This window comes from Colwellia sp. 12G3 (assembly GCF_002836775.1).
Classification (GTDB): domain Bacteria; phylum Pseudomonadota; class Gammaproteobacteria; order Enterobacterales; family Alteromonadaceae; genus Colwellia.
Genome location: NZ_PJAQ01000017.1, coordinates 12,081 through 34,071, shown reverse-complemented (window position 1 = coordinate 34,071; position 21,991 = coordinate 12,081). Strand labels below are relative to the sequence as shown.

The following is a 21,991-nucleotide window of genomic DNA, read 5'->3' as shown; positions in this document are numbered from 1 at the left end:
CATAATTTTTGACAAATTATTTTAACCTTTGTTGATATTTGTAATTAGAAAAGTAAAAAAGGAAAGATCATGGCGCGTGCAATAATTATGGTTATTGATAGTTTTGGTATCGGTTATTCTCCTGATGCTATTGATTTCGGCGATGTTGGTGCGAATACTTTTGCTAACTTATCTCGTGCTTTTTATGAAGAAACAGGTAAAAAAATTGCCTTGCCAAATTTATCTGCACTGGGACTCATAAAAGCCTGTGAGCAGGCATCTAATCAAACATTTCCTTATCAGGGCCAAGAGCCAAGCAAAGGTGCTTATGGTTTTGCCCAAGAAATCAGTACAGGTAAAGATACGCCTAGCGGTCATTGGGAAATGGCAGGCGTGCCCGTGCTATTTGATTGGGGATATTTCACCGACAAAAAGAATAGCTTTCCAACCTCGTTAATTGAGGATATTAATCGTGCAACGGGCTTTGAAGGTATGTTAGGTAATTGTCATGCCTCGGGTACTGAAATCCTGAAACGTTTAGGGCAAGAGCATATTAAAACAGGTTTACCTATTTGTTATACCTCGGCTGATAGCGTTTTTCAAATTGCTGCACATGAAGAACACTTTGGTTTAGATAACCTCTATAAATACTGTGAGACGGTTCGAGAGTTACTCGGTGATTTAAATATAGGACGTGTTATTGCGAGACCATTTGTAGGTGATAGTGCCGATAACTTTGCTAGAACAGGTAATCGGAGAGATTATTCAGTCTTACCACCAGCACCTACGGTACTTGATAAAGTATCACAGGCAGGTACGCATGTTATCAGTGTTGGTAAAATTGCTGATATTTTTGCTCATCAAGGCATTGATGAAAAAACAAAAGCGACTGGGCTTGATGCACTTTTTGATGCAACCTTAGACCATATCAATACAGCGCAAGACAATTCACTCATTTTCACTAACTTAGTTAATTTTGACCAGGACTTTGGCCATCGACGTGATGCTGTTGGTTATGCAAGAGAGCTTGAAGCACTTGATGTTCGCATTCCTGAGCTTTTCCAAGCGATGTCTACAGATGATTTACTATTCTTTACCGCAGATCACGGTTGTGATCCTACTTGGCCAGGTAGTGAGCATACAAGGGAATATGTACCCATTATTGCTTACCACGAACTGATCGGATCTGTTAATATAGGTAACCGTAAAACCTTTGCTGATTTAGGACAAACTATTGCAGAACTTTTTAAAGTCGAAGCGATGGATTATGGCACGAGCTTTTTGTCTGACTTATACAGTAAGTAGTGTAGTAAAAATTACAGTGATACGAATAATTTCTACTACACTATAAAAACAACAAATCATAACAAAAACATAACGATAAAATAAAAGCATTAAACTGAATATAAAATAAAAACAGTCCTTGGGAGTAAACGAATGAAAATGTTTAAAAAAAACGCACTATCACTCTGTGTACAAGCGTCATTAATTGCGAGTGTTGCTGGTATTTCTACCAGTGCCTTAGCTGCAGATGAAGTCGTAGTAAAAGAAAAAATCGTCGGCATTGAGGTTATCAATGTAACTGCTCGTAAACGTGTTGAAAATGCGCAAGAAGTGCCAATTGCTGTTACGGCATTACAAGGGGATAACCTTGATGCCTATAGTTCAGCGGCAATGGATATACGCTTTTTAAATGCAAAAATCCCTAGCCTGTCAGTTGAGTCTTCTTTTGGACGAACTTTTCCTCGCTTTTACATGCGTGGTTTAGGTAACTCTGATTTCGATTTAAATGCTTCTCAACCTGTTTCTTTAGTTGTCGATAATGTCGTACAAGAAAACCCTATTTTAAAAGGCTTTCCTGTTTTCGATTTGGAAAGAATTGAAGTACTAGCTGGTCCACAAGGTACCTTGTTCGGCAGAAATACCCCTGCTGGCTTAGTAAAAATTGATTCAGCAAAACCTTCTCAAGATTTTGATGGTTTCGCATCATTATCCTATGGTAGTAAAAATACATCTGATCTTAGGGTGGCTGTTGGTGGTGGTTTAACAGATAAACTCTCTGCTCGTGTTTCTGTTCTACGCCAAGACCGTGATAATTATATTGACAATATGGCACCGGACTTTGAGCAAGATGATGTTTTAGGTGGTTATACCGATCAAGCCCTTCGACTACAATTTTTGTATGAAGATAATGGCTTTAATGCATTATTTAATTATCACATGCGTGATCTTGATGGCAAGCCCGTGGCATTTTATGCCAATGGAATTAAGACAGGTAGTAATAAATTAGTTGATAATTTCAGTCGTGATACTGTTTATCATGACTCAGCGTCTCGTGCTACTCAACAGGTTGAAACTGAAGGTGCTAGTTTAAAATTAGAGTTTGAATTAGACCAACACACAGTAACTTCAATAACGGGTTATGAAAGCGCCGAGTTATTCTCTCGTGCTGATGTTGATGGTGGCTATGGCTGTAATGGTTTTGGTTGTCCACCCGTTCCACTCATAAGTGGTCCTGGCGTTATCAATGTTAGCTCTGAAACGGCAGATGCTATTCCAGACCATTCACAAATTACGCAAGAGTTAAGATTAACCAGTAACTTTGATGGGAATTTAAATTATCAAATAGGTCTTTTCTATTTTAATGAAGATTTGACCATTGAAAGTTTTTCATATGATGCATTAGCCGCTTTTGGCGGGCCAAAAGGTCTTGAAAATGGTTATGTTGTTCAAAATCAAGAAACTACCGCGTTAGCAGTTTTTGGCTCAGTTGATTATGATTTAACCGATAAAACATCTATCACTGTAGGTTTACGTTATTCAGACGACGACAAAGATTATAGTAACGAAAGAACACAATCTCCTCTTGCCTTTTTAGGGTTTCCTGATCATGTAGAAGGTGCCATAAAGACAAGTGAAAGCCATGTTAGTTGGGATGTTAGTCTTTCACATAAATATACTGACGATATTAATTTATACGCGCGTGTAGCTGATACCTTTAGAGCACCAAGTATTCAGGGGCGTTCATTATTTTCTCCTGGAGATGGTATTTCGGTTGCAGATGCAGAAACTATTATTTCATATGAAGCAGGTATCAAGTCTGACATTATGGATAATATGGGTCGTATAAACGCCTCAGTTTTTTATTACACCATGAATGATCAACAGGTCACTTCTGTTGGCGGTGATGGTAGCAATACTGCACAACTACTTAATGCTGATGAAACTGTTGGTTATGGTTTTGAAATCGATTCACAATTTGTTGTTACTGATAATTTACTCGTTACTGCCAATGTGAGTTATAACAATACTCAGATGAATGATAGTACGTTGACTGTACCTATTTGTGCATCTTGTACAGTAACCGATCCATTAAATACTGATGGCCGAGCGATTATTGACGGCAATAGCTTACCTCATGCGCCTGAATGGATTTACAACTTTACTGCTCGTTATGCAGTAGAAGTAGGTCATGGTGAGTTCTATGCTTACACTGATTGGTCGTATCGTGATGAAATTAGTTTCTTCTTATATAATTCTGTCGAGTTTACTGGCGAATCATTATTAGAAGGTGGTGTTCGTACTGGTTATCTGTGGGATGGTGATGACAAGGACTTTGAAGTCGCTTTATTTGTCCGAAATATTACCGATGAACAACAAGCCATTGGTGCAGTTGATTTTACTAACAATACCGCGATCGTCAATGAAGAGCGTTTTTATGGCGTTGAATTTAAAGTTAATTTCTTCTAAATAGAAAAAAATTAACGGTACAAATAAAAAAGGGTTAGCACAATGTGCTAACCCTTTTCTTTATGTTCTATAAAACGTTATTTAAAAGCTTATAGTAGGCTTTCTAGTGTAAGTTCCATCATATCTTTGAACGTTGTTTCTCGTTCTTCTGAGGTGGTTTTCTCACCCGTTTTAATATGGTCACTAACCGTTAATACGGTCAATGCTTTTTTACCGTATTCAGCAGCAACACCATAAAGGCCAGCAGCTTCCATTTCTACGGCTAAAATACCATATTTCTCCATAGTCGCAAACATTTCAGGTTGCGGCGTATAAAACAAGTCAGCAGTAAAAATATTACCTACATGTACAGGTTTACCCAATTTTTCAGCGGTATCAACAACACTTTTCAATAAAGAGAAGTCGGCACACGCAGCAAAATCTACACTATGAAAACGTTGTCTGTTAACGTTTGAGTCTGTACTAGCAGCCATACCAATAACAATATCACGGATCTTTATATCATCACGTACCGCGCCACAAGAGCCAATACGAATGATTTTTTCAACGCCATAATCTTTATATAGTTCAGTAGCATAAATTGATATGCTTGGTATACCCATACCTGAGCCCATAACAGAGACACGTTTACCTTTATAAGTGCCAGTGTATCCGAGCATGTTACGTACTTGGGTGATGCACTTAGCATCATCTAAGAAGTTGTCGGCAATAAATTTTGCTCTAAGGGGATCGCCTGGCATTAAGACTGTTTCTGCAAATTCGCCGGCTTGTGCTTCAATATGTGGTGTAGGCATAAGAGTTATCCTTTTTACGTTAAGTGTAACTCAGTAAGTTTCTAGCCAGAACAGAATCATTCATGCGGCTATCAAGGATTTTTTACTGAAAAGTTGATGTTAATTTTACGTTGATATGTGTTTTATTAAGTACCTTAATGCGTACTTTATTTACTAGATTTCTGTACCGTGTATTGTTTATTTAAAAATAAACAATACACAATGAATAATGTACGGTTAATAATAATGCACAGTTAAGTATCGTTCAAGTAGACACTATTATTTTATGCTTACTTTGGCGTATTTTGCTTAATATTGATAAGTGCTGTTTTTTCTTGTTCAGATAAAAAGCTCATTTTCACTGCATTACGTTGCAATTGAGTGATGTGATCTGAATTCAGACCAAGTACTTCTCTTGCTACCTTAAATTCACCAGCGAGCTCAATATTTTCAACGGCAGGATCATCAGTGTTTAAACAAACCGTAAGTCCATTTGCCAAAAATGTTTTCAGAGGGTGTAAAGCTAGGTCTTTAATCGTACCTGTTTGGTAGTTTGATGTAAGGCAAGACTCTATGCTTATCTCATTCTCTCGCATGTAATCCATTAACCCTTGATCGCTTGCACAAGCCACACCGTGACCAATGCGCGTAGCGCCTAATGTCTTAATGGCATGCCAAACACTTTCAGGACCAGCGGCTTCACCGGCATGTACGCTGACATTAAGCCCAGCATCATTAACTTGCTTAAAGTGGCTTTCAAAAAGGCTACCTGGGAAATTGTATTCATCACCAGCGAGGTCTATCGCAACTAAATCATTTTTAAAAGCGAGTAGGGCATTGAGTTCACTTTGACAATGATCAACACCAAAAGTACGACTTAAAATACCCATTAAATTAATCTTGGTAGCGAATTTTTCTCGTCCCAAATTAACACCTTCAATAATGGCTTCAACGACACCTTCAATAGGCAAGTTGTGACTCATGGCAATGTAATAAGGAGAAAAACGTAACTCAGCATAATCAATGTTAGCGATACTGGCATCTTCGACATTCTCAAAACCTATTCGCACTACGTCATCAAGGGTTTTAATGACGCCAACCCCCCAATCAAGCTTTTTCAAAAAAGCCATTAAATCTGCTTCACTGTCGGTAATTTGCACGTGAGGCAAAAATGCTTCGAAATTATCTTCGGGCAATTTAATATTGTTTTGTTGGGCGAGCTGCCAGATGGTTTTTGGGCGAATATTGCCATCTAGATGACGATGTAAATCAACAAGGGGAAGTTGGTCATTAAACATGATAAAAGGTTGTCCTAGCAGTGAGAATATAGCAGGTAAAATTCATTTATAAATCCTGAAGATTACCCTTTATGCATTATTATTAATTATAGGCTTCATTAGCCTGTTGTTAAAGCTTAAGCTTTACTGATATTGGGCAATGGTCACTTAAGCTTCGAGATAGTTCTTTAGTATATTTAGGTTTGAATATGAGTTGTTCAAACGAAGCGTCAACATAGTTTGCTTTAGCTTTAGGGCTAAAAATAACATGATCTATATAGTCTTTATAATAACCGCCCCAGCAGTCTGAATTTGCTGTAGCTGTTGGCGTCCACAGTGCTTCTTGCCCTTCATCATTTAATGCTTGCCATAAACCTTTATCTTCAGAATATTTTAAGGCAATGTCTTGAGAAAAACGACGATTAAAGTCACCCAGCACAATATAGGCAGCATCTTGCTCGGCATGTAAATCAATCCATTGCTCTAACGGCTTTATTTGTTTACTAAGTTTGGTACAGGCTTCTTTTTGTTTTTCTTCCTTAACCGATGTGCTCGGCATTGCCGTAACACTCTTATTATCTAATGGTGCAGTAAAGCAGCCAGATTTTAAATGCACGGCTAACAAGTGTAGCGTTTTATCATTTTTAGTGAGAGTAATATCCATGCCATGGCGAACTTTACCAACATCTAAAGCTTTATATTCTTCAGCTTCAACGGTAAAACCTCGAGACTTCTTAACCGCTACGCCAACACGTTGTACCCAATCTTTGGTAGAAAAATAATAATCATAATCATTGCCAAAAACTTTACGTGCCCAATATTCACTTTCAACTTCTTGCAAAGCGATAACATCAGCATCCAATTGTTTAGCATAAAGCGCTAGTTGTTTATAATCAGCGTCAGTACGTTGATTATACTCATGGGAACCGAGCCAAGCTATATTCCATGAGGCAAGTTTAATCTCATCTGCCTGCGTTATAAAACTGCTAAATAGAATAAATAGCAGACCTAATATTGTTAACATAGTATTTTTCATCAAGACGTCTCTTTTGAATTTTGCGCTTAATATAAACATGCTGTTAAATGTTTATTAGCCTATTTATATTTTTCACCTAACTTTCTAATGCATCAACAGTGCCTACTGATATCTGCAACGGATTTAAGGAAGAAAAGGTATCGTTTTTTGTCTTTACTTAACCATTCAGTCAAGAAAATTATTGTTTCGCAACATTACACTATTTCTACAGTAAGAAACAACCCGTATAAATAAAAAAGTATTGCAGGGCAGGGCTTCATTATTTAAGTAAAAATCTAGCGGATAAATATTAGTTTTCACAACCAATATTTGGTAAGTCTGGATTAATCAGACCGCTTACAATAAAGGGGTTTTCTGTTGATTGTTTATTAAATATTACTTTTGTTGCATCAAGATATTGAAAATCACCAGCAGCATTTAAGTGCCATAGATTATTGTCTAAGCGCTCAAAGCAAAACGCTCCGGTATCACCATGACTAATTAATACTGGTTTATTGATTCGTTTCGCTAGGTCTGAAAACGCTTGACGATAAAAAGAAAATACATCGCATTTATTTAATGATGTATCGTCACAAACGCCACTTTCTAATACCGATTTTTGATACATATCCGCTTGAAAACCGATAATTAAAGCATCAAAGTTCTTGGCTTTATCTTCAATATTCTTTAACCAAGCAAGGTTTGCTTCGTCTCGTTTATTAACTTTTTTAATGGCGTCTACTTGGTTTGACTTACCAATATTAACTCGACCATTACTGGTGCCTACTATATGTAGAGTACTTATTGCTAAGCGGTCGTTAATCCATAATTTATTTTCGATTTGTTTTTCTTGGGTAATAATTGAAGGTAAATTTTGGGTTAATAATGGTGAAGTCTCAAACATTAATTTAATTAAAAAATCGTGTCGCTCTAATTCATCAAAACTGGGCAGTAATGAAATTCTGTCACAATCAGTCCAATCATTGTCCCCAGGAGTGTAGATGATTTTCCCTGGATAGGTTTGAGCTAATAGTGCTTTATGCTCCTTTAATAGCTCATCAGTACATGACTTAACGCCACTTTTAAAATCGCCAAGGTGCATAACTACAGTAGGTTTAGCTTCATTGATGAGGCGGTAGAGTATGCCATTAGGCCCTTGCAGCATATGTTTCTCTTTATCGCTGTATGGTGTATCGGCCAATACAACTACTGTTTGCGCACAAAGTATTGAGCTAGTGGTGGTGAATAATAAAAACGTTAGTTGTAAACAACGTTTTTGCCATGAATAAATACCAAGAGTCATCAGTCGCCCTTTAAATAGAGATAAAATAAAAGCTAACCTAACGAAGGATGCTATTTTATGCAAGTTAGTTTTATAATATAAACAAACCATTTGGTCAGGTTATTGTCGCTTACTCTTGAACAAAACAGCGAAAAGAGTAAAATATCATCATTATCTTTAAAGAGAATTTAAATTATGCAAGTACAAGTTGTCGATTACACTGCAAAAGACGCGGCAGAAAAATTTGTTCAAAGTTTACATAAAACAGGTTTTGGCGTGCTTATCAATCACCCAATAAAACAAAGTTTGGTTGAATCTATTTACAAAAATTGGCAGGCATTTTTTTTAAGCGACGAGAAACATGCATTCGCTTTTGATCCAGCAAAGCAAGATGGTTATTTCTCTCCTGAGATATCTGAAACTGCGAAGGGGCATAGTAAAAAAGATATTAAAGAGTATTATCATGTTTACCCTTGGGGCCGTATTCCTTTACAGCTTAAAGATGAAATTCTTGAGTATTACCAGCAAACCTCTAAGCTTGCGGCGGAGTTACTTGATTGGGTAGAAGTACACAGCCCAGTTGACGTTGCGGATAAGTACTCTGAAGCGTTATCTAATATGATTAAAGATACGCCAAATACCTTATTACGCATCTTACATTACCCTCCGCTTACGGGTGATGAAGAAGCTGGCGCTGTAAGAGCAGCTGCGCATGAAGATATTAATTTATTGACTATCTTGCCTGCAGCCAATGAACCTGGTTTACAAGTTCAACGCCAAGATGGCGAATGGATTGATGTACCTTCAGATTTTGGCAATCTAATTATTAATATTGGCGATATGTTGCAAGAAGCGTCAGATGGCTATTTTCCATCGACAAGTCATCGAGTTATCAACCCTACAGGTAAGGGAAGTGATAAGTCTCGTATTTCTCTACCTTTATTTTTACATCCACGCAGTGAAGTGGTGCTATCAGATAAACACACCCAAGCGAGTTATTTACTCGAACGTTTACGTGAGCTAGGCGTTAAGGTTTAGCCTAAAGAGTTAATTTATTGAAATAATTAATTAAGCCGACTTGTGTGAAGCACTTGTCGGCTTTTTTAGTTTAAAAATAGTCGGTTTAATAAGTTACTATTTTAACCACTAACTTTGGGTATATAATCTTTTATAACAATATGTTCGACAGATTAAAAAATTCATTAAATAAGACACTGGTGAGTAATAATGGCAATGAAGTTAAACTGTGATTTAGGTGAGAGTTTTGGAGCTTGGACCATGGGACTCGATAATGAGGTTATGCCTCATATTGATCAAGCAAATATTGCCTGTGGTTTTCATGCGGGCGACCCTTTAGTGATGCAACAAACGTTGGCGTTAGCAAAGAAATTTCAAGTGAGCGTTGGTGCGCATCCAAGTTACCCCGATTTAGTTGGCTTTGGTCGTCGTTCATTGGTTTGCTCATCAGAAGAAATAATAGCGCTGATACATTATCAAGTCGCTGCGCTAGACGGTATGGCAAATGCTCAAGGGATCTCAATCGATTATGTAAAACCCCACGGTGCACTTTATAACGACATGATGCGTAAACCTGAGGTATTTACAGCTATTTTAACTGCTCTGGCTCAATATCCTAAAAAACTAGCCTTGATGTTACAAGCAACTCCAGATATTGCTGGCTATAAAAAGCAAGCGAGTAAAGTAGGGCTGGTTATTTATAGTGAAGCTTTTGCGGATCGTTGTTATGACGATGATGGCAGATTACTACCACGTAACCAAATGGGGGCTGTTTTAAGTAAAGAAGCTATGCTTGCCCAAGTTAAGCAATTATCAGCGCAAGGCACTGTCACTACCCTCTCAGGTAAGATACTTACGCTTAACGTAGATAGTATATGCGTTCATGGTGATAATATTTCTGGTGTGCAGGCTATTCGTGAAATCAAAGATTTACTGAGCTAATGTCAACACAAATAAATGACTGTATACGTCTTGAAGTTGCCGGTGAAAACGCCTTGATGCTTTATTTTTCTTCAAAAAAGAGCCTTTCAAATGAGCAAAAAGCTTCGGCAATTACACCCGATTTTTCTCCTGTTATTAGTCATGATGTTCACCAAGCGGTTCAGCTTATACGTAGGCACTTCAGCGTTGAAATTATTGATCTTATACCTTCATACGCCTCTATTTTAGTAGTATTTAATTTACTTGAAATAGACCACCATCATCTACGAAATAAACTTAAAAAACTTTTGCAGCAAGGTAGTCGCGAAAGTAGCAAAGAGGGTCGACTAATTGAGTTACCGGCATATTACTCGCTCGAATCAGGAATGGATTTATCACGTATTGCCAAACATGCAAAATTGAGTATTAAGCAAGTCATTAACTTACATCAAGCACAAGAATATCGTGTTTATGCCATAGGGTTTGCACCGGGTTTTGCTTATCTAGGTGAAGTTGATGAGCGTATTGCTATGCCAAGGTTAACGACACCTAGGCTAAAAGTCCCTAAAGGAGCTATCGCTATTGCTGATAGACAAACTGCCGTTTACCCAGCAGAGTCACCTGGTGGTTGGCATATCATAGGTTTATGTCCTATTGATATGTTTAATCCACTCGCAGAGCCAACGATGCCTATTGAAGTCGGTGATCGAGTTAAATTTGTCCCGATAGATAAACAGCAGTACCTTGAATTAGATGGTCATTTTTCCAATAAAGTGAGTTTAAATGACTATAAATAAGAAGGGCTTAGGCTTGAACGTTACTAATGGTGGTGTATTAAGTTTAATCCAGGATGCCGGGCGTTATGGCGCATTTAATTTAGGACTGACCAATGGCGGCCCAGCAGATTCTCTGGCTTTTTATTGGGCAAACAGATTATGTGGTAATGAGCTTAATTCGACAGCTATTGAAATTAATTTGGGTGGCTTGCAGCTAACAGCACAAGTCGATTGTGTTATTGCAATTACAGGCGCACCTATGCCGCTGACAGTTAACGGTCAGGCCAAAGCACTTTGGCGAAGTTTTTTAGTTAAAGCAGGAGATACAATTCATTTAGGTTTTACGCCGTTTGGCGTTCGTTGTTATTTAGCTGTAGCTGGTGGCTTTGATATAAAGCCAATTTTCGGTAGCACTGCAACAGTATGTCGAGAGTCGATAGGTGGCATCACTGGCGGTAAGCTCGTCGCTGATGATGTATTACCTTGCCAAGCAGTGTCTAAATCGGCTAATGAACTAAAGCAACTTATGTTACCTGAGCATGAACAGCCAAAATATTCGAAAGAAGTGCTTTTACGCACTGTATTGAGTTATCAACACCAACATTTTTCCCAGATTGATAAAAGGCTATTTTTCTCAAGTGAATATCAGGTGAGTAAGCATTGGGATCGTATGGGATATCGTCTACAAGGTCGTGAAATAAAGGCTGATGTTACTGGTATTCTATCGGAGGGAATTTGTTATGGCGCAGTACAAATACCAGCAGACGGGCAGCCTATCGTTTTACTTAATGACAGACAAACTATTGGTGGTTATCCCAAAATCGGTGCGGTTATTTCGCAAGATTGTGCGAAGCTATCACAATTGCGTCAAGGAGATAAAGTACATTTTGAGCCAATTTCTATGTCACAAGCGGATAACTTATTTCACCTCAATTTAAGTCGTTTTAATCAAACCCAGCTTATACCAAGTTGATTAAGTTCTTTCCCACTCAGCGAGAATTAAAAGGCTTAGAGGCAAGGCATTGATTGAAGAGAATGGTTATTCAGGAGAATAAGCTCCTGCATTCTCAAATAAGCTGCATCCATGCAGCGTCCTTATCAAAATCAATAACGCAGCATGTAAACCTTTTAAACTCGCCCTCTGGGAGCTTTCTCGATGTTCACTAACATCGTTAAGTTTATTTTATTTAGAATGACTAAACCGAAACAAATTTTCCTTGTTATTGAACATCGAGCAGAGCTCTGAGTTGGGAAGAAATTTAATCAAATTGGTATTACTGTTTGTAGTTAATCTGAACTCTGGATCAGCACTACCTACTCAACATTCCCATTTTTGTGGTTCTCATCGTTAAAACGTCGATAAATAGCCCGCTATTCATAAACGTAATTGATTTTACTAAAGCATCAAGCACCCATTATCCCTAGTTCAGGTTAGTTAAACTCAATGCTACTTAAGCCGTATTGAATTAAGCAGCAGTCACAAAAAAGGCAACCCTTTATGAAGTTGCCTTTTCTTTATATCACAGTAAAACAGGTTCTTAACGTGTCAGAGCACTCTGTTTTACACAAGCATGTATCTCTAAGCTAGATTGGAAACTACTCAGCCATAGGAGATATATAGCCCTCAGGTTTCAACGCTAATACATCACAATTTAATTGGTCAATGACGTGCTCTGCGGTGTTTCCAATAAGTGCTGCAGAAATGCCGGTACGACCAACCGTGCCTAGGATAACCAACTCGGCATCAATTTTTCGGGCGGCATGTTCAATAACCGTTTCGGGTAAGCCTTCTTCAACATAAGTGTTAGTTAACGGAATATCAAAGCTATTAGCATGCTTGCTCATTGCTTCTTTATGATGAGTTTGCATCGCACTGTTATATTCGCTGGCGTCAAACTCAGGGATTTCAATGGCAATATTTACCGGTGTACCCGGGTAAGAATTTACTAAATGCACATTAGCCGTTATTAACTGGGCAATATTTTTTGCTTGCTGAGTGATCCTCTTATTTAAAGAGAGGTGCTCAACTTCATCACTGCCGACATTAAGTGCTGCTAGTATGTTGCCCTGTAGAGGCCATTCATGTTCTTTAACAAGTAAGACAGGGCAAGGGCACTTTCTTAAAATATGCCAATCGGTTGGCGTAAACACGACCGATTTAAATTTATCATGTTGGTGGGTGCCTTTGACTACTAGATCAAAGTTATGCTCTATGACCTGCTGAATAATCGCTTCAAAAGGGCGGTTATGCCAAACAACTTTACTGGTAATATTTATCGGGGAATTAGTGACAGAAATAATGTCATCTAGCCATTGTTGTTTTTCATTAATGACCATCTGGCGCATGGAGTCGCGTTCGCCACTCGATAAAATAGTGGTCATCTCATAAGAAAAATCAAAGATGCTAAAAAAAGCAGTAATATTAATTTGCTGATCTGGGGCGGCAATATTAATTCTCGTAGCGAGATCAATAGCCCTGTTAAGTGCTTTTTGTTCATCTGTTGTAGGGTCAATAACAACGAGGATATTTTGATACATGTCCATGGCAACCTCTGGCAAACTAAATAATAACGTTATATTATTTATAGCAAAGTTGACAAATTAATGCTTGTTTTAAATCAAGTTTGTTTTGTTATAAATTTATTATTTTGGGAGGTAATAAATTTATAACAAGAATATAGGCGGGAGTTATAGCGCAGCTGTATCGCAAAGGCTATCGATATCAATAATTGAAATTAATTTTCCATCAACTTTAATTAAGCCACTTTTATGAAAACGATTTAATAAACGACTAATCGTTTCAACAGTTAAACCAATATAGTTGCCTATATCGCTACGTGTCATCGTAAGACGAAACTCAGAAGCTGATAATCCACGGGCATGGTAACGTTCACTCAAACTTACGATGAAAGTTGCGACACGCTGTTCGGCATTCTTTCTATTAAGTAATGTTAACATTTCTTGGTCAGTTTTTATTTCGTGACTCATTAAACGTAATACCTGCTTTTTAAGCTTAGGCATAGTATTAGATAATTGATCTAGATTATCATAGGGAATTTCACAAACCATTGATGTTTCAAGCGCCTGTGCAAAGCTAGGGTGTTCACTTTCAGCAATGGCATCAAAACCAAGTAAATCACCTGCTAAATGAAAACCGGTTATTTGCTCTTCACCTTGTTCATTCACAGTAAAGGTCTTAAAGGTGCCTGAACGAATAGCAAATAAAGCATTGAGTGCTTGACCGTCAGAAAATATCTTGTCGCCTTTATGAATAGGACGCTTACGGTCAATAATATTATCGAGACTGTCGAGCTCTTTATCATTTAAAGAAAAAGGCAAACATAACTCACTGATACTACAGTTTTGACAGTTAATATGTTGAGAAGTAGGACAGCTTTTATTTGACATGATAAGTATTTACTCTAACTTTAAGACTAGTGTATGGTATTAGAACAGTAGTTGATATGCAACAATAAAACTATAGATACCATAGCAAATCAATGTAATTGCCATAGTTTTTCGAAAAGTGTGATTGACGAGTAGTTTTTTTATGCTATCGATGCCTAAAGATAATGTCAGAAGTGCTGGTAAGGTACCTAAGCCAAAGAAGAGCATGATGGTTGCCCCTGTTAAGCTACTGCCACTGGCGAGTGCCCAAGTTAGGGTTGAATAAACTAAACCACAAGGTAACCAACCCCACAAAGCACCTAAACCAAGCGCTTTCTTACGGTTATTCACGGGGATTACGTGTTTAGCCATAGGCGATAAATAGCGCCAAAGACCTTTACCTAAAGACTCGATTCGATTTAACCAGAAAAGCCACTGGCCGATATATAAACCCAATAGAATAAGGAAAAATGCAGCAAAAATACGCAATCCAGCAATAGGTAAGCCGATATTCTTAGCGGCAATTGAACCAGTGAAACCAACAATTGCTCCAATTAAAGAATAACTGGCAATCCGTCCAAGATGATAAAAAAAGACTAAATTAAAAGCTGATGGCGGTGAGCAGATTGACTGTTCTGAGATTACCTTTATAGGTATGCCGCCTTGCGAGCTGTCGTTAGTTATTGACTGATTGGAGGGTTTATCAATAGCTGAGGTAAGCATAGTTGTTATGCCTCCACACATAGCTAAACAATGGCCAGAGCCAAGTAATCCAATGATAAAGGCAGAAAATACATCTATGGTCATTGATTATCAGAGCTTTTTTTAACGCTATCTATTTCTTGCTCTGTTATATCCTCGGTAGTATTAATTTTTTGATCATCATCAAAAAGAATGCTCATACCTTGTTTTTCTAAGTCTTCAAATTGCTCTGTTTTAACAGCCCAAAAAAATAGGTAAATACCCAAAGAGGTTAGTAAGATGGCGATAGGGATTAATATATAAATAATACTCATATTTTACTCTTTAGCTTATTTTTTAAGTAAGCGTAATGAATTGGTTATCACTAAAATGGAGCTAGCTGACATGCCAATAACAGCCATGTAAGGCGTGATGTAACCGGCTACGGCTAACGGTAATACAATAGCATTATAACCAAAGGCCCATAAGTAATTTTGTAAAATTATCCGACGAGTTCGGTGAGATACCGTTATCAAGGTATTGATGCTGCTCAGTTTATTATTGAGCAAAATAACATCGGCGCCACTTTTAGTAATATCTGCACCACAACCCATCGCAATAGATATATGGGCAGCGCCAAATACCGGAGAATCGTTAACACCATCACCTGTCATTGCCACTTTATAACCTTGCGCTTGGGCGTCTTTAATATGCTGCATTTTATCTTGGGCACTGAGACCACCAAATACAGTATTCACAGGGAGTGTTTGTGCAAGTGTGCTACACGCTACTTGGCTATCTCCAGATAACAATAGCGTCATGTTTTGTTTATTGAGGATAGATAAGGTTTCCAAGGCGTCATCACGAATTTTATCAACTAAATAAAAAGCGGCAATAAGTTTATTATCTGCCATTAAAATACAGCTAGCTGCGTTTACATCAACCTTAAGTGGCAGTGTAGTCATATTATCAATAGCAAGGTCTTTTTCTAACCAAGAGTGTTTACCAATGGCATAATCAATATTATTTATAGTGCCACTGACACCTTGACCAGAATGAACTTTAACGTGATTAGCCGTTAAGTTGTAATCTCGATGTTCGGTAAATGGTTTGGCGATAGGGTGTTCAGAATGAGCCTCTAATGAAGCGGCAATAGCGAGTATCTGCTCTTGACTATAGTGTGAGTTTTTATCGAGTAACTCAACCTTGCTAATGGTAAATTCACCCGTCGTTAACGTACCTGTTTTGTCAAAAGCGAAACAATTTATTTGCGGCATGGTTTCCATTACATGACCACCTTTGATCATAATACCAGCTCGATTTAAACGTGTGGTTGCACAGGTCAAGCCGGTAGGCGTTGCTAATGAAAGTGCGCAAGGGCAGGTGGCTACTAGGACAGAAAGGGTGATCCAAAACGCTTCTTCTGGCAGGTGTTGCTGCCAATATATTGCTGTCCCAATAGAGGTTAACAATATCAGGGCGACAAAGTATTGCGCAATTTTATCCGACAACTTTGCTATTTTTGGCTTGTGCGCTTGGGATTGTTCGCTTAAACGAATAAGTTGGCTTAGAAAGGATTGATTTGATGCCTGTTTGACCAGTACAGTAATATTACCATCACCATTAATAGTCCCAGCGAAAACCTTATCATTGACTGTTTTACTAATAGGTAATTGCTCACCTGAAAGCATCGCTTCATTTAATTGGCTTAGTCCGGAAGTAATGATGCCATCAGCAGGAACAACTTCGCCAGGTTTGATAATAACGACATCACCTTGAATGAGTTGCTTAGCCGCAACCAATACTTCTTTGTGTTTTTCTTGAGTACCAACGGCATTGTTAGAGGTAATCACTTTAGTCGCTGTCATTGGCATTAACTTTAATAAGTTAGCAGAGACTTGTGCTGCGTGTGAACGGGCTCTAAATTCTAGGAACTTACCAATAAGTAGTAAAAAGGTGAACATGGAGACTGATTCAAAATAGACTTCACCTTGTTGGGTCATTGTTGCCCAAGCACTCGCGCAAAAGGCTAAAAGAATAGCAATTGAGACGGGAACATCCATGGATAAACGTTTTGCTTTAATCGCCGTTATGGCGCCTGTATAAAACGGCAGGGCGCCATAGAATATTATCGGGATTGTTAGAATAAAACTCACCCAGCGCAGATATACTTTATTGTGCTCAGACATATCAGCGAAAGCACCAAAATAAAGACCAACGGCAATCATCATGACTTGCATCATTAAGATGCCACTAATACCTAAGCGTTTGATAAATTCTTTACTTTGTTTTTTATTTCTTATTTCTGCGTCATTGGCTTTAAAGGGCATTGCTTGATAACCAATATTTTCAATGGCAAGCAATATATCACTTAGCTTTAACGCATCATCTTGCCATTTAACAGTCGCTCTTTGGCTAGTCGAATTCACGTTTATACTAAGTAACCCGGCCAGCTTATCTAACTGCATTTCGATCAGCCAAGCACAGGCTGCACAACTTATACCGTCAATGGTTAATATTGCTTCTTTACAATCATCGTCTTGAGCATCACCTTGAAAAACAAATTCGCTCTGTAAGACCGCTTCATCCAGTAATTTATTTTTTTGTAATTGCTCTGGTACAAGAGTTTGGCCTTTATGAGCCGGCTCTGTTCTTACTGAATAATATTGAGTAAGTCCATTATCAACGATTGTTTGTGCTATCGCTTGGCAACCAATGCAGCACATAGGTTGCTGAATTTGGTTGATTTCAACCGACAGGTTAATTCCAGTAGGAACCGCTTCATTACAGTGAAAACATTTGCTGTTCATGGCTTACTTTCTTAGGAAATGGAAGACACTATGATGAGATTTATGGATCTCAGCACAGTGATTAAAACAGTATTAACTTGACTCATGCAGAGCTAATTAACTTATTGAGCTTTTATCGGATCAGGTATTAAATCGATAAAATTACTTTGCGGTAAGCTAATGGTATCTTGGATTTTCCAAGTGTTTTCAAAAGAGGTCAAGGTAAGCTTCCATTTGCCACTTATACTTTGGTCAAAGTGATGTCTGAAATAGCCATTACCATCCTGAGTTAACGCTAAATAAAAGTCTCTTTCTTCAAGGGTAGGGTGAAAAAAGCTGACATTAAGTAATGGGAAAACTTTTTCAATACCCGTTGGTTTAATGATTAACTCATTATCCTTTAATTGAAGCGCAAAACGCATGCCTAATTTCTGGGCCATTTTTACTTTACCCACTTCTAAATTGATAGACTTACCTTTTTTATAATAATCACCAACGACTAACGTATCAGGATTAGTATTAGCAATGATATACGTAGAAATACCAGCTACAACAGCGGTAAAAGGAAGAATAAAAACTAACCAAGCCCAAGGCTCACGGTACCAAGAATCTTTCATAAAAAAGTACTTACGTTGACAGTAGAATATGGGCAGGATTATACATTTTTTATCAAGTAGCATCTAGTTTTGTACACTTTAAAAGATATAAAAAAACCCTTGGTTACAAAGTGTAACAAGGGTTTTTTAGTAGGCGTGTTTTCAACCGCGCAGTACTATAAGTTAATCTTGAGAAAGACTATAAACATAAGCACTAATTAGGTGAACTTTCTCTTCACCTAGAATGTCTTTCCATGGTGGCATAACACCAGCACGACCATTACGAATTGACTCTTCAATGACACGTTTTGAACCACCGTATAACCAAATGTTATCCGTAAGGTTTGGTGCGCCCATAGGCAGACCCAAGGCTAAACTGCCTTGACCGTCTGGACCATGACAACCAGCACATAAGGCAAACTTAGCTTTACCCGCTTTGGCTAAATCAGGGTCAACAGAGCGACCACTTAAGCTAATTACGTAAGCCGCAACTTCTTTAACACCTTGGTCGCCGCCTAAAGCGCCTTCCCAAGCCATCATGCCAGCAGCAATACGACCATTCATTATCGTCTCTTTAATTACTTCAGGTGTACCGCCATATAACCAGTCTTTATCAGCTAGGTTAGGGAAGCCAGTAGTACCATGAGCATCAGAGCCATGACATTGTGAACAGTTTTGAATGAACAAGCGTTGACCCACTTTTAATGCTTCGCCATCAGTAGCCAAGTCTTCAATACTACGCGCAGCGTAAGCTTCAAAGATTGGACCAAATTTAGCATCAGCAGCGGCAACTTCACGGTCATATTGAACTAATACACCAGAGTCTTTACTTAAATACTCTAACGTTTTAGCTTTTGATTCCGCAAGGTTTAAAATGCCTTGGTTAGAGCTTTTCCAGCCTAAAAGACCAGTCCAGTTACCTAAACCATAAAGTGCAATATAACCAAATGCCCAAACAATAGTTAATAAGAAAAACGTGCTCCACCATTTAGGTAAAGGGTTATTTAACTCTTCAATGCCGTCAAATGTATGACCCATTGATTCGCCTTCTTCAACGCCAGCAAAGTTCTTTAAGCACATACGTAGTATTAAAAAACAACCTACTAGCGAGCCAAGGGTAAGAACCCAAACCCATATATTCCAGAAGCTAGACATTATTATTCGTCTCCTGTTTGCTATCTTTATCGAGATGGCCTTGTTTATTTTTAGCGGCTATTTTATCTTCTTCAAAAATTGAATTTGCAATATCATCAAAAGATGACTTACGTTTTTTTGAATAAGACCAAACAACAATAATTATAAATAAAGCCAATATAAGGAGGGCTACAAACCCTCTGAGAGTACCGTAATCCATCAGGGCTACTTCAACGCGTGGCCAAGTGATTGCAAGTATGCAATCAAGGCACTCATTTCAGTTTTACCTTTTACCGCATCTTTAGCGCCGTCAATTTCTGCTTGTGTATAAAGCGGAATTGCCTTGCCATTTTCATCTTTATGGCTACGGTTACGAGTTAAGAAGTTGAATGTTTCTAGCTTCTTACCTGTTATTTCCCCATCAAGGGTATTGGTGTTTAACCAATTATAAGCAGGCATGTTTGACTCTGGCACCACTGAACGAGGATCCGTTAAATGAGCAATATGCCAATCATCACTATAACGACCGCCAACACGTGCTAAATCAGGACCAGTACGTTTAGAACCCCATAAAAATGGATGTTCCCAAACGTGCTCACCAGCAACACTGTAGTGACCGTAACGCTCTGTTTCAGCACGAAATGGACGAATCATCTGGCTATGACAGTTACTACAACCTTCACGGATGTAAATATCACGACCTTCCATTTGTAATGCCGTATATGGCTTTAAGTTATCAACCGGCGTCGCTAATTCTTTTTGAAAGAACAACGGCGTGATTTCAACTAAACCACCAATGCTGATAGCAAAAACAGTAAATAAGAAGAACAAGCCAACGTTCTTTTCAACTTTTTCATGTGAATTTTTCATAGGGCTCTCCTTAAGCTATTTCTACAGGCTTAAGACTATTGTCTTTAGCACCGATAGTTTTGAACATGTTGTAAGCCATTAATAAGAAACCAATGACAACGAGAACACCACCGACAAAGCGGATGAAATAGAATGGGTAAGAAGCAGTTAAGCTCTCAACAAAACTATAAGTTAACGTACCGTCACTGTTTACAGCTCTCCACATTAACCCTTGCATAACACCAGAAATCCACATAGCTACGATATAAAGCACGATACCGGCAGTGTGTAACCAGAAGTGAACGTTAATTAAACGGATACTGTACATACGACCTTGGTTAAACAAGATAGGGATTAAGTGATACATAGCACCAATTGATACCATAGCAACCCAACCTAGCGCACCAGAATGTACGTGACCAACAGTCCAATCAGTATAATGAGATAATGCATTAACTGATTTAATTGCCATCATTGGGCCTTCAAAGGTAGACATACCGTAGAAAGATAATGAAACAATTAAGAAACGTAAAATAGGATCATGACGAAGTTTATGCCATGCGCCAGAAAGCGTCATAATACCGTTAATCATACCACCCCATGAAGGAAGGAATAAAACGATAGACATAACCATACCTACTGACTGAGCCCAATCAGGAAGTGCAGTGTAATGTAAGTGATGAGGGCCAGCCCAAATATATAAAGAGACTAATGCCCAAAAATGAACAATAGATAAACGGTAAGAATAAACTGGACGTTCAGCTTGTTTCGGTACGAAGTAATACATCATACCTAAGAAACCAGCAGTTAATAAGAAACCAACGGCATTATGTCCATACCACCACTGCATCATGGCATCGATAGCACCAGAGTAGATTGAGTATGACTTCATAGCTGATACAGGAATCACCATTGAGTTACCAATGTGTAATACCGCAACGGTAATAATAAAACCACCAAAGAACCAGTTAGCAACGTAAATATGCGATGTTTTACGTTTAACTAAGGTACCAAAAAAGACGATAGCGTACGAAACCCAGACTACAGCAATCAGAATGTCGATTGGCCATTCTAGCTCTGCGTATTCTTTTGAAGAGGTGTAACCTAACGGTAAAGAGATAGCCGCTGCAACAATAACAGCTTGCCAACCCCAAAAGGTAAACGATGCTAACTTGCCACCAAATAGTCGCGTTTGACAGGTACGTTGCACAACGTAATAAGACGTGGCAAATAGAGCACTTGTACCAAAAGCAAAAATTACAGCATTAGTATGAAGTGGACGAAGACGGGAGTAGGTTAACCAAGGTGTATCGAAGTTTAACGCAGGCCAAATTAATTGTGCCGCGATAAGTACACCTACAAGTGTACCAACGATTCCCCAGATTACAGTCATTACAGTAAACTGACGTACAACATCAAAGTTGTAGTCTACTGCTGACGTATTACTTGTGGTCATGTTAAAGATTCCGCAGTGTTATTATTAATCAGAAAGTATCTGTTGATGTAATACCTAAACGTAACGTAGCCTTAGATATAGGACAAAATTTATACTAACTCTATGTGTTTGCTCATTGAGCTGTGAGATATGTCACATCCGTGTAAGTAAATGTTTCAAAATCCAAGCAATTTTACCCTTTGGGGAGGATATAAATCAACAACTATGCGTGTTTATATTTGATGTAGATCAACAAAAGATAATTACCCCTAGTTTTAACATGGATATTTACGGAATATTAAAAAGGCAATAAAAAGGTCAAAAAATTAG

20 protein-coding genes are annotated in these 21,991 nt (G+C 38.2%); 6 read left to right on the top strand and 14 right to left on the bottom strand.

The annotated features are described in order from the left end of the window. The first annotated feature begins 69 nt into the window (after positions 1–69). Together CXF71_RS05635 and CXF71_RS05630 are read left to right on the top strand one after the other, a co-directional pair. The gene (locus tag CXF71_RS05635) at positions 70–1,284 is read left to right on the top strand and encodes a phosphopentomutase (protein WP_101231992.1); all 1,215 of its coding nucleotides are present in this window, start codon (positions 70–72) and stop codon (positions 1,282–1,284) included. A gap of 132 nt (positions 1,285–1,416) precedes the next feature. Further along, positions 1,417–3,729, top strand: a complete 2,313-nt coding sequence (locus CXF71_RS05630) for a TonB-dependent receptor (protein WP_101231991.1) — start codon at positions 1,417–1,419, stop codon at positions 3,727–3,729. A gap of 89 nt (positions 3,730–3,818) precedes the next feature. Here CXF71_RS05630 and deoD read toward each other — a convergent pair whose 3' ends face one another. The 4 genes from deoD to CXF71_RS05610 form a co-directional block, all read right to left on the bottom strand. Next, positions 3,819–4,523, bottom strand: coding sequence for a purine-nucleoside phosphorylase (gene deoD, locus CXF71_RS05625; RefSeq protein WP_101231990.1), 705 nt, complete (start codon positions 4,521–4,523; stop codon positions 3,819–3,821). 269 nt (positions 4,524–4,792) lie between these two features. After that, positions 4,793–5,800: an adenosine deaminase gene (gene add, locus CXF71_RS05620; protein ID WP_101231989.1), complete on the bottom strand. Its 1,008-nt coding sequence runs from the start codon at positions 5,798–5,800 to the stop codon at positions 4,793–4,795. A 109-nt stretch (positions 5,801–5,909) separates the two neighbouring features. After that, positions 5,910–6,815, bottom strand: a complete 906-nt coding sequence (locus CXF71_RS05615; protein WP_101231988.1) for an endonuclease/exonuclease/phosphatase family protein — start codon at positions 6,813–6,815, stop codon at positions 5,910–5,912. A 289-nt stretch (positions 6,816–7,104) separates the two neighbouring features. Further along, positions 7,105–8,097: a hypothetical protein gene (locus CXF71_RS05610; protein WP_232771394.1), complete on the bottom strand. Its 993-nt coding sequence runs from the start codon at positions 8,095–8,097 to the stop codon at positions 7,105–7,107. Between the two features lie 174 nt (positions 8,098–8,271). Here CXF71_RS05610 and CXF71_RS05605 point away from each other — a divergent pair, with 174 nt between their 5' ends. The 4 genes from CXF71_RS05605 (at position 8,272) to CXF71_RS05590 (ending at position 11,763) form a co-directional block, all read left to right on the top strand. Then, positions 8,272–9,114: an isopenicillin N synthase family dioxygenase gene (locus tag CXF71_RS05605; RefSeq protein ID WP_101231987.1), complete on the top strand. Its 843-nt coding sequence runs from the start codon at positions 8,272–8,274 to the stop codon at positions 9,112–9,114. A gap of 195 nt (positions 9,115–9,309) precedes the next feature. After that, positions 9,310–10,035, top strand: a complete 726-nt coding sequence (locus tag CXF71_RS05600) for a 5-oxoprolinase subunit PxpA (protein ID WP_101232398.1) — start codon at positions 9,310–9,312, stop codon at positions 10,033–10,035. Beyond that, positions 10,035–10,811 (top strand): 5-oxoprolinase subunit PxpB, encoded by a 777-nt coding sequence (gene pxpB / locus CXF71_RS05595; RefSeq protein ID WP_101231986.1) that lies wholly within the window; start codon positions 10,035–10,037, stop codon positions 10,809–10,811. The genes CXF71_RS05600 and pxpB overlap by 1 nt, the downstream gene beginning before the upstream one ends. After that, on the top strand, positions 10,798–11,763 hold the full coding sequence (locus CXF71_RS05590; RefSeq protein ID WP_101231985.1) for a biotin-dependent carboxyltransferase family protein: 966 nt from the start codon (positions 10,798–10,800) through the stop codon (positions 11,761–11,763). Before pxpB ends, CXF71_RS05590 begins: the two co-directional genes overlap by 14 nt. A gap of 623 nt (positions 11,764–12,386) precedes the next feature. On the opposite strand, the gene uspE is transcribed toward CXF71_RS05590, so the two are convergent. The 10 genes from uspE to ccoN all read right to left on the bottom strand — a co-directional run bounded on the left by uspE (position 12,387) and on the right by ccoN (position 21,682). After that, a complete protein-coding gene (gene uspE / locus CXF71_RS05585) occupies positions 12,387–13,334 on the bottom strand; it encodes a universal stress protein UspE (RefSeq protein ID WP_101231984.1) in 948 nt (315 codons plus the stop codon). A 144-nt stretch (positions 13,335–13,478) separates the two neighbouring features. Next, on the bottom strand, positions 13,479–14,198 hold the full coding sequence (gene fnr, locus CXF71_RS05580; protein WP_101231983.1) for a fumarate/nitrate reduction transcriptional regulator Fnr: 720 nt from the start codon (positions 14,196–14,198) through the stop codon (positions 13,479–13,481). Between the two features lie 39 nt (positions 14,199–14,237). After that, positions 14,238–14,984, bottom strand: coding sequence for a sulfite exporter TauE/SafE family protein (locus CXF71_RS05575; RefSeq protein ID WP_101231982.1), 747 nt, complete (start codon positions 14,982–14,984; stop codon positions 14,238–14,240). After that, complete coding sequence (gene ccoS / locus CXF71_RS05570) at positions 14,981–15,193, bottom strand: cbb3-type cytochrome oxidase assembly protein CcoS (protein WP_101231981.1); 213 nt, start codon at positions 15,191–15,193, stop codon at positions 14,981–14,983. Before ccoS ends, CXF71_RS05575 begins: the two co-directional genes overlap by 4 nt. Positions 15,194–15,208: 15 nt before the next feature. Further along, a complete protein-coding gene (locus CXF71_RS05565) occupies positions 15,209–17,668 on the bottom strand; it encodes a heavy metal translocating P-type ATPase (RefSeq protein ID WP_101231980.1) in 2,460 nt (819 codons plus the stop codon). 101 nt (positions 17,669–17,769) lie between these two features. Next, positions 17,770–18,264, bottom strand: coding sequence for a FixH family protein (locus tag CXF71_RS05560; RefSeq protein WP_101231979.1), 495 nt, complete (start codon positions 18,262–18,264; stop codon positions 17,770–17,772). A 162-nt stretch (positions 18,265–18,426) separates the two neighbouring features. Continuing rightward, entirely contained in the window at positions 18,427–19,398 is a 972-nt protein-coding gene (ccoP, locus tag CXF71_RS05555; protein WP_101231978.1) for a cytochrome-c oxidase, cbb3-type subunit III, read from the bottom strand. Further along, entirely contained in the window at positions 19,391–19,597 is a 207-nt protein-coding gene (locus CXF71_RS05550) for a cbb3-type cytochrome oxidase subunit 3 (RefSeq protein ID WP_101231977.1), read from the bottom strand. Before CXF71_RS05550 ends, ccoP begins: the two co-directional genes overlap by 8 nt. Positions 19,598–19,602: 5 nt before the next feature. Then, positions 19,603–20,247: a cytochrome-c oxidase, cbb3-type subunit II gene (gene ccoO, locus CXF71_RS05545; protein ID WP_033083707.1), complete on the bottom strand. Its 645-nt coding sequence runs from the start codon at positions 20,245–20,247 to the stop codon at positions 19,603–19,605. Between the two features lie 10 nt (positions 20,248–20,257). Further along, the gene (gene ccoN, locus CXF71_RS05540) at positions 20,258–21,682 is read right to left on the bottom strand and encodes a cytochrome-c oxidase, cbb3-type subunit I (protein ID WP_101231976.1); all 1,425 of its coding nucleotides are present in this window, start codon (positions 21,680–21,682) and stop codon (positions 20,258–20,260) included. Positions 21,683–21,991 lie beyond the last annotated feature (309 nt).